Below are 8,274 nucleotides of genomic sequence, written 5' to 3'. Positions count from 1 at the left end.
CCACTGCCCGCTGTGCCTCCGCAGACTCGGCGCTCGCGCTCCTCCTCGAGGACCGTCACGTATCTGATCAAGTAGTATTAGGGGCTCGGGCCTATAGGTGCAACCGACCCGCCTGGTTTCGCTCGCGATTCCCGACAGGCGGGCGGGCGGGGCCTGCGCCGCGTGACACTTCCTCACGCGACGGGGGCCCGGGGTCACGTCATTCCTTGGCGCTCGTAGCAATCCTGCGTAGGCTGCCGCCCGTGAGCAGCACCCCCTCGCGTTCCATCATCCTCATCGTCGACGACGAACCGGACCTGCGCGAAGTCGTGGCGGAGTTGCTGGAGATGGAGGACTACACGGTGCTCCAGGCCGCCAACGGCCAGGCCGCGCTGGACGTCCTCGCCGCCAACGCGCAGCCCTGCCTGGTGCTGCTGGACCTGATGATGCCGGTGATGGACGGACACGAGTTCCTCCACCGGCTGCGGGAGGACGCGCGCTACCGCGAGCTGCCCGTGCTGATGCTCACCGCCCACTTCTCCGCCAAGGCGCCGCCGGGCACGGTGGGCCTCTTGCGCAAGCCCGTGGACATCGCGGAGCTGCTGGCCATGGTGGCGCGGCACTGTCCCGCCGCCGCCTGAGCGCGGGGCTTCACGCCAGGGCGGTGTGCACCGCGATGGCGTCCAGCAGCTCCTCCAGCTTCACCGGCTTGCCCAGCCGTCCGGACACGCCTTGCGGCAGCGGCAGGGTGGGGTGCGCCGTCAGCACCAGCACCCGCGTGAGCGCGAGCGCGCCCGTGCCGCGCAGGTGTTCGATGAATGCGTGGCCGTCCATCACCGGCATCACCAGGTCCAGCAGGACGAGCGCGGGCATCCGCTCCTGCTCCGCCAGCACGTCCAGCGCGTCCTGGCCGTTCACCGCCGTGAGGACGCGGTAGCCCTCCGACTCCAGGATTTCGCGCAGCGCCTCGCGGACGTCTTCGTTGTTCTCCACGAGGAGCAGCGGGGGGCGGTGTTGCGAAGTGGACACCCCTTCACCGTAGGGCACGGGCTCCAGCGTTTCCAGGGGGCTCGTGGGCTTGGACGCCCGGGAGGCGCGGGGGCAGGGCGCCTCGTGGCTCATGCGCCGCCGCGCGGCAGCGTCAGGGTGAAGACCGTGCGCTCCGCGTCCGACGTCACGGTGAGCGTGCCCCGGTGGCCCCGGGCAATCTGGTCGGAGATGAAGAGCCCCAGCCCCAGGCCGGACGGGACGTGGGCGCCCGTGTGCGCGCGCTGGAAGGGGTGGAACAGGGTCGCCAGCTCCTGCGGCGCGATGGGCGCTCCCGGGTTGCTCACCCGCGCGAGGACCTGGTCCGGCTCGCCCACGAGCGCCAGCTCCACGGGGGCGTCCGCGGGGCTGTACTGGAGCGCGTTGCCCACCAGGTTGCTCAGCACCTGCGCCAGCCGATCCGCGTCCCAGTTCCCCGTGAGGGGGCCGGTGGACGTCACCTTCACGGTGCGGCGGGGGTGCACCAGCTCCAGCTCCTCCACCACCTGGCACGCCACCTGGCCCAGGTCCGTGGCGGCGGGGCTCAACGGGATGCCGCTGCCCAGCCGGCTGCGGGTGAAGTCGAGCAGCTCGGTGATCATCCGCGTCATCCGGTCCGTGCTGAGGATGATGCGGCTGGCGGTGCGCTCCAGCGCCGGAGGCAGTTGCTCGCTGGCGACGAGGAAGCTGGCGCCCATGCGGATGGAGTGCAGGGGGTTGCGCAGGTCGTGGCCCACGATGCCCAGGAAGCGCTCGCGGAACTCCGCGGACGCGCGCAGCTCGGCCTCCGCCTGCTTGTGCCGGGTGACGTCCACCAGCACGGTGCCCACGCCCACCACCTCTCCCCGGGCGGTGCGCACCGGGTGGTAGCTGGCCATCACGTGCAGCCCGCCGCCGGGCGCGTCCGGGTGCTCCAGCGTGAAGCCCACCTCCTCCACGGGCTCGCCCGTCTCCATGACGCGGCGGAGCAGCGGCTCCAGCCGGTCGGCGAAGCGGGGCAGCACCTCCGCCAGCGTCCGGCCCGGGTAGGCGTCCACGGACAGCCCGTCCAGCTTCGCCATGCGCGCGTTGACGCGCACGAAGCGCAGGTCCCGGTCCAGCAGCGACAGCCCCACGGGCGAGGACGTGAGCAGCGCGTCCAACTGCGCGAACACCTCCGCCTTCTCCTCGCTGGAGCGCCGCACCTCGTCCGCCAGCCGCTTGGTGCGCGCGAGCGCGTCCACCCGCGCGCGCACCTCCTCCGTGCGGAAGGGCTTGGACACGTAGTCATTGGCGCCCGCGCGCAGGCCCTGCACCAGGTCCTCCGGCCGCCCGTGCGAGGTGAGCAGCAGCACCGGCAGGGCCTGCGTCTCCCGCTGGCCGCGCAGGAACTGACAGACCTCCGGACCAGACATTCCCGGCATCTCCCAATCCAACACCACCACGTCCGGTGCCCGTCCGGCGTGCAGCCGTTCGAGCATCGCCGCGCCGTCCGGGAACGTCTCCACCTGGAAGCCCGTTCCAAGCGCCGTCTTGATGAAGAGCGCTTCGCTGGCGCTGTCATCCACCACCCAGACACAAGGTGCGGGCTCCGGGGGACTCGGAGGAGGGCCCGGCGGGCGGGGGAAGGAGGCGTCGGACGGAGGAGGGGGGCGCATGGATGGAATTCAGTTCCTGGAGCGGAAAAACAGCGGCGCGCAGGGTGCCGGATGTGCGGGCTGCCGTGGCGCTTCGTCGTCCGCCGTGGCACATCGTTCAAAGCGGGCGTGGACCAGCCAACGTTCAACGCGCGCCGGATGACTCATTTCTTTCAGCGGATCGGAATCGATCTAGCTTGGCCGGCCGTTGCCAGAGGACGCCATGCCCGAGGTACTCGTCGTCGATGACAGCAAGGTGATGCGCGACATGGTGGTCGCCTGCCTGCGGCCCTATCCGGACAGCCGCTTCACCCAGGCGTCCAGCGGACTGGAGGCCATCGAGCAGTTGTCGCTCAAGCCGTATGACCTGCTCGTCCTGGACCTCAACATGCCGGACATCGGCGGCATCGAGGTGGTGGAGTTCGTGCGCGGCCAGGACCACCTGCGCGACCTGCCCATCATCATCGTCACCACGCGCGGCGACGAGGCCTCCCGCGAGCGCGCGTTGCAGGCCGGCGCGGACCGCTTCATGACCAAGCCCTTCACGCCGGACTCCATCCAGGGCGCCGCCCGGGCGCTCCTGGAGAAGAACCCGGCCGAGGCGCCGCGCGGGTGACGGGGAACGGGGAGTTCGCGGAGTTCCTCCCCGCCTACCTGGCGGAGGCGGATGAGTTGCTCGCCTCCGCGCAGAAGGACCTGCTCGCGGTGGAGGAGGCCGTGCGCAAGGGGCAGGCGCAGCCCCGCGCGGTGCGCGAGCTGTTCCGCGCGCTGCACACGCTCAAGGGCCTGTCCGCCATGGTGGACGTGGAGCCCGTCGTCTCCCTGGCGCACTGGATGGAGGCGTCGCTGCGGCTGGCGGATCAGGCCGGCGGCCGGCTGCCGGAGTCCAGCGTGGAGCCGCTGGTGGAGGGCCTGCGCGCCATCGAGCTGCGCGTGCGGCAGTTGGGCGCCGGGAAGCTGGCGTCGCCCGCGCCCGCGAACCTGCTGGAGCGGCTGGAGGCGCTGGGGCCGCAGGTGCGGGACGCGGCCCCCAGGCGCGCGCGGCCCGTGACGCTGGACGCGGAGGCCGCGTTCGCCTCCCGCCTGGCCCCGTCCGAGCGCGAGCAGTTGGAGGGCGGGCTCGCCGGGGGCCAGCGCGCGCTGCGGCTGGACTTCGTGCCGTCGTCGGAGCGCGCCGCGAAGGGGCTCAACATCAACACCGTGCGCGAGCGCGTGGCGAAGCTCGCGGACATCGTGAAGGTGCTGCCCCTGTCCGGCGCCGCCGCGGGGGGCGCGTCGCTGGCGTTCGCGCTGCTGCTCCTCACCCGCGCGGAGGACGCGGTGCTGCTGGACGCCGTGGGCGGCGCTCCCGCCACGGTGCGCTCGCTGGAGGCGCCCGCGCCCGCGGAGGCCCCGCCCGCGGACCTGGGGCCGGACGGCGCCGCGGGCCTGCCCGGCGCCGCCGTGCTCGACGAGGAGCTGGACGAGCCGGAGGTGCGCCGGGGCGGTGGCCTCTTGCGCGTGGAGGTGTCCCGGCTGGACGAGGCCATGGAGTGGCTGGCGGCGCTCGTGGTGAACCGCTCCCGGCTGACGCGCGCGGTGGCGGCGCTCACCCAGGCGGGCGCGCCCACGCGGGAGCTCACCGCCATCCTCCAGGAGAACGGCCGGCAGTTGCGCGATTTGCGCTCGGCCATCCTGCGGCTGCGCATGGTGCGCGTGGGCGACGTGCTGGAGCGGCTGCCCCTGCTGGTGCGGGGGCTTCGCCGCGCCACGGGCAAGGCGGTGCGGCTGGAGCTGGACGTGGGCGACGCGGAGCTGGACAAGGCGGTGGCGGACCGGCTCCTGCCCGCGCTGGTGCACCTGGTGCGCAACGCCGTGGACCACGCGCTGGAGTCCCCCGAGGAGCGCCAGGCCGCGAACAAGCCCGCCGAGGGGCGGGTGCGCCTCACCTGCCACGCGCGCGCCAGCGGCCAACTGGAGCTCACCCTGCGCGACGACGGGCGCGGCGTGGACGCGAAGGCGGTGGCGAAGGCGGCGGGCGCGCCCGTGCCGGACTCCCCGGACGCGCTCCTGGACCTGCTGTGCCGGCCCGGCCTGTCCACGCGCCAGGAGGCCACGCGCACCAGCGGGCGGGGCATGGGCATGGACATCGTGCGCCGCATCGTCGTGGAGCAACTGGGCGGCGAGCTGCGCATGGACACGCGCAAGGGCGTGGGCACCACCTTCACCGTCTGCGTCCCCCTCACGGTGACGCTGATGGACGCCATCGTCTTCGAGTGCGCGGGCCGCCGGTACGCGGTCGCGGTGGGCACCGTGGAGGAGCTCATCGACGTCGCGGGCGTGGTGCGCCCCGCGGGCGCGGACGGCGTGGGGCTGGTGGAGCGCCGGGGCGCGGCGGTGCCGCTGGTGTCGCTGGCGCGGCTCCTGGACGCGCCCGTGGACGCCCGCGCCGCGGGCCAGGACGCCAAGGCGCTCATCGTGCGCCAGCGCGGGGAGCCGGTGGCGTTCGCGGTGGACCGGCTCGTGGGGCAGCAGGAGATCGTCCTGCGGCCGCTGGAGGATCCGCTCGTGCGCGTGCCCGGCGTGGCGGGCGCCACGGACCTGGGGGATGGCCAGCCCACCCTGGTGCTGGACCTGGGCGCGCTGGGCGCGGCGCGCGCGGGCCGCCGCAAGCGTGCGAGCAGGGCCGGGGAGCGGGTGTCATGAACGTGCTGCACGTGCTGTTCAAGGTGGACGGGACGGAATACGCGATGCCCGCGGCGGACGTGGTGCAGATGGAGTCCTTCACCGGCGCGACGCCGGTGCCCGGGGCGCCCTCCCACGTGGCCGGTCTGGTGCAGGTGCGCGGACGGGTCATCCCGGTGGTGGACGCGCGCGTGCGCTTCGGGCTGCCGGCGGGGACGCAGTCCCTGGATTCACGGGTGGTGGTGGGTCAGTTGGGCGAGCGCACCGTGGGGCTGCTCGTGGACAGCGCCCGCGAGGTGTTGAAGCTGGACCCCCGCACCATCCAGCCGCCCCCGCCCATGGTGGTGGAGGGCGCGAAGGGGTTCGTGAAGGCCGTGGCGCAGGTGGGCCCGCGGCTGGTGATGCTCATCGATTTCCCCCGCGTGGTGGGGGAGGAGGCGGCGGATGTCGACGGACAACGGTAACAGCGTGCGGAAGCTGGAGGACGCTCGCGCGCTGGCCGAGCGCGCCTCGCTCCAGGTGGCGGAGGGCGTGGGGCTGGTGAAGTCCACCGAGCAACTGGCGGCGCGGCTCGCGTCCGCGGGCAACGACCAGGCGGCGGCGGGCGAGCAGGTGCGGATCGCCATCGAGTCCGTGGCGACGCAGGTGGAGCAGACGAGCGTCGCGGTGCAGGCGCTGGTGCGCAGCCAGGCCTCCGTGGGCGACGCGGCGAAGGGCGTGCAGGTGGAGGCGGAGACCACCGCGGCCACGATGCAGGAGGTGACGGCGTCGGTGTCCGGCGTGCGCAAGGACGCGGGCGCGCTCGCCTCCACCGCGGACGTGACGGCCTCCACGCTGGAGGAGGTGGCGCGCTCGGTGAAGGGCGTGAGCGCCAACGCGGAGGACCTGGCCGCCTCCAGCGAGGAGCTGCTGGCGAGCATGCAGGAGATGACCGCCACGGTGGAGGACCTGGTGTCGCGCAACCAGACCAGCGCCGCCACCACGGAGCAGGTCGCCGCCACCATCGAGGAGATGTCCAAGGGCATCACCCGCCTGTCCGCGGACGCGCAGGGCGTGGGCGAGCGCATGGGCCAGGTGTCCGGCGCCGTGGTGTCCCTGGGCAGGACGCTCCAGGACGTGGTGCGCGACGCGGGCGCCATGGCCTCCAGCGTGGAGGAGACGGCCTCCACCACGGAGCAGGTGGCCCGCAGCGTGCGCGGCGTCGCCGAGCACACGCGCACCCTGGAGGCGAGCGCGGTCACCACCGCGTCCACCGTGCAGGAGGTGGCCGCCAGCGTGGAGGAGGTGGCCGCCACCGCGGAGAAGAACGCCGCCGTGGTGGACGCCAACGCGGCCACCATCGAGCAGCTCTCGCGCTCCGCCCAGGCGGTGGCCCGCGCGGCGGAGAGCATCAACGGCCTGGCCTCCACCAGCGCCAGCGCGTCCTCGCAACTGGAGTCCTCCACGCGCCGCGCGGCGCAGTTGACGGAGGAGGCGCGGCTGGCCGCGGAGCGCGTGGGCGCGAGCGCGCGCGAGGGCGGCGCCACCGTGGCGCGCTCCATCGCGGGCTTCGGCCGCATCCGCCAGTCCATCGTGGAGTCGTCCGGGGTGATGAAGGAGATGGGCCGGCGCGCCGAGGAGATTGGCGACATCGTGCAGACCATCAACCTCATCGCGGACCGCACGAACCTCCTGTCGCTCAACGCCAGCATCGAGGCGGCGCGCGCGGGCGAGCACGGCCGCGGCTTCGCGGTGGTGGCGGAGGAGATCCGCGCCCTGGCGGACCGCGCGGCGGCGGCCAGCAGCGACGTGGCGAAGATTGTCCGGGGGCTCCAGACGACGGCGCGCGAGGCGGCGGTGGCCACCGGCGAGGGCGTGCGCGCGGCGGACGAGGGCGCGGCGCTGGCGGGAGACGCGGAGCGCGCGCTGGGCACCATCCTCAAGGGCGTGGACGAGGTGGGCACCAACGTGCGCGAGGCGTCGCGCGCGTCGGCGGAGCAGGTGCAGGCGGTGCAGGCGCTGGTGCAGGCCACGGCGAAGGTGAGCGAGCAGGGGCGGGTCATCGCCGCGTCCGCGGTGGAGCAGGCGCAGGCCGCGCAGGCGCTGACCCAGGGCGGCACGGAGATGCGGCGCATGGCGCGGCAGACCACCCAGGCCACCCAGGACCAGGCCAAGGCGCTGCGCGACGCGGTGCGCTCCAACAACCAGTTGACGGACGTGGCGGAGAAGGTGTCGCGCGCCATGCAGGAGCAGGCCCAGGCCGCCACGGACCTGGCCCGCAGCACCGCGCAGATGCGCCAGTTGGTGCAGGGCGTGAGCACCGCGGTGATGGCCCAGGGCCAGCAGGTGGGGGCGCTGGGGGTCACGGCGCAGGAGGTGGCGTCCTCCACGCAGCGCACGCTCACCGGCATCGCGGAGCAGGCCAAGGCCGCGCAGGAGGTGACGAAGGCGATGGAGGCCACGCGCAAGGAGGTGGCCCAGTCCACGCGCGCCATGTCGGAGCAGGCCCGCGCGCTCAAGCAGGGCGAGCTCGCCAGCCGCCAGGTGGCCACCCTGGCCAAGGAGGTCACGCGCGCCACGGACGAGCAGGCCCAGGCGCTCACCAGCCTGGTGCGCGGCGCGGAGGAGGTGCGCCGGGTGGCGAAGTCCACCGCGCGCGCGCTGGATGAGCAGACGGACGCCCTGTCCCTGCTCACCGCGTCCGCCGCGAAGCAGGCCACGGGCGTGGCGGCGGTGGCGAGGGCCGCCGTGGATCAGGCCACGGTGAGCGAACAGCTTGGCCGGTCCGTGGAGGACATGCGCGTGCGCGCGAAGGAGATCGCCGGCACCACGGCGGAGCAGGCGCGCGCCATGGCCGTCACCGCCAGGGAGGTGAAGGAGGTGGCGGGCCGGCTGGGGCAGTTGTCGCGGCTGCACGGAGAGCAGGTGGAGGGCTTGAGCCACCTGAGCGGCCTGTTGGGCGCCACGGAGCCGGGGTCGCCCCGGAACACACGGGAGCAGGCCACGTGAG

Annotated in this window: 7 protein-coding genes; 5 read left to right on the top strand and 2 right to left on the bottom strand. The window is 73.8% G+C overall.

Annotated elements, in window-relative coordinates; translation table 11 throughout:
- The first annotated feature begins 242 nt into the window (after window positions 1-242).
- Window positions 243-620, top strand: a complete 378-nt coding sequence (locus K8612_RS11555; RefSeq protein ID WP_223762306.1) for a response regulator — start codon at window positions 243-245, stop codon at window positions 618-620.
- A 10-nt stretch (window positions 621-630) separates the two neighbouring features.
- Here K8612_RS11555 and K8612_RS11550 read toward each other — a convergent pair whose 3' ends face one another.
- Window positions 631-1,101: a response regulator gene (locus K8612_RS11550; RefSeq protein WP_223762305.1), complete on the bottom strand. Its 471-nt coding sequence runs from the start codon at window positions 1,099-1,101 to the stop codon at window positions 631-633.
- Window positions 1,098-2,642, bottom strand: coding sequence for a response regulator (locus tag K8612_RS11545; RefSeq protein WP_223762304.1), 1,545 nt, complete (start codon window positions 2,640-2,642; stop codon window positions 1,098-1,100). Before K8612_RS11545 ends, K8612_RS11550 begins: the two co-directional genes overlap by 4 nt.
- Before the next feature lie 202 nt (window positions 2,643-2,844).
- On the opposite strand from K8612_RS11545, the gene K8612_RS11540 reads away from it, so the two are divergent.
- The 4 genes from K8612_RS11540 to K8612_RS11525 are packed head-to-tail and all read left to right on the top strand — an operon-like array spanning window position 2,845 to window position 8,273.
- Window positions 2,845-3,237 (top strand): response regulator, encoded by a 393-nt coding sequence (locus K8612_RS11540; protein ID WP_223762303.1) that lies wholly within the window; start codon window positions 2,845-2,847, stop codon window positions 3,235-3,237.
- Entirely contained in the window at window positions 3,234-5,306 is a 2,073-nt protein-coding gene (locus K8612_RS11535; protein ID WP_223762302.1) for a chemotaxis protein CheW, read from the top strand. Before K8612_RS11540 ends, K8612_RS11535 begins: the two co-directional genes overlap by 4 nt.
- Window positions 5,303-5,749, top strand: a complete 447-nt coding sequence (locus K8612_RS11530; protein ID WP_014400320.1) for a chemotaxis protein CheW — start codon at window positions 5,303-5,305, stop codon at window positions 5,747-5,749. The genes K8612_RS11535 and K8612_RS11530 overlap by 4 nt, the downstream gene beginning before the upstream one ends.
- The gene (locus tag K8612_RS11525; protein WP_223762301.1) at window positions 5,730-8,273 is read left to right on the top strand and encodes a methyl-accepting chemotaxis protein; all 2,544 of its coding nucleotides are present in this window, start codon (window positions 5,730-5,732) and stop codon (window positions 8,271-8,273) included. The genes K8612_RS11530 and K8612_RS11525 overlap by 20 nt, the downstream gene beginning before the upstream one ends.
- Window position 8,274: the final 1 nt, after the last annotated feature.

It is taken from the genome of Corallococcus sp. AS-1-6 (assembly GCF_020037015.1).
Lineage (GTDB): Bacteria > Myxococcota > Myxococcia > Myxococcales > Myxococcaceae > Corallococcus.
This window is presented reverse-complemented; position numbering and strand designations above follow the sequence as displayed.

Coding starts and splice junctions, on each gene's coding strand:
- K8612_RS11550 (WP_223762305.1), bottom strand. CDS start 1,101: ATGAGCCACGAGGCGCCCTGCCCCCGCGCCTCCCGGGCGTCCAAGCCC.
- K8612_RS11545 (WP_223762304.1), bottom strand. CDS start 2,642: ATGCGCCCCCCTCCTCCGTCCGACGCCTCCTTCCCCCGCCCGCCGGGC.
- K8612_RS11540 (WP_223762303.1), top strand. CDS start 2,845: ATGCCCGAGGTACTCGTCGTCGATGACAGCAAGGTGATGCGCGACATG.
- K8612_RS11530 (WP_014400320.1), top strand. CDS start 5,303: ATGAACGTGCTGCACGTGCTGTTCAAGGTGGACGGGACGGAATACGCG.
- K8612_RS11525 (WP_223762301.1), top strand. CDS start 5,730: ATGTCGACGGACAACGGTAACAGCGTGCGGAAGCTGGAGGACGCTCGC.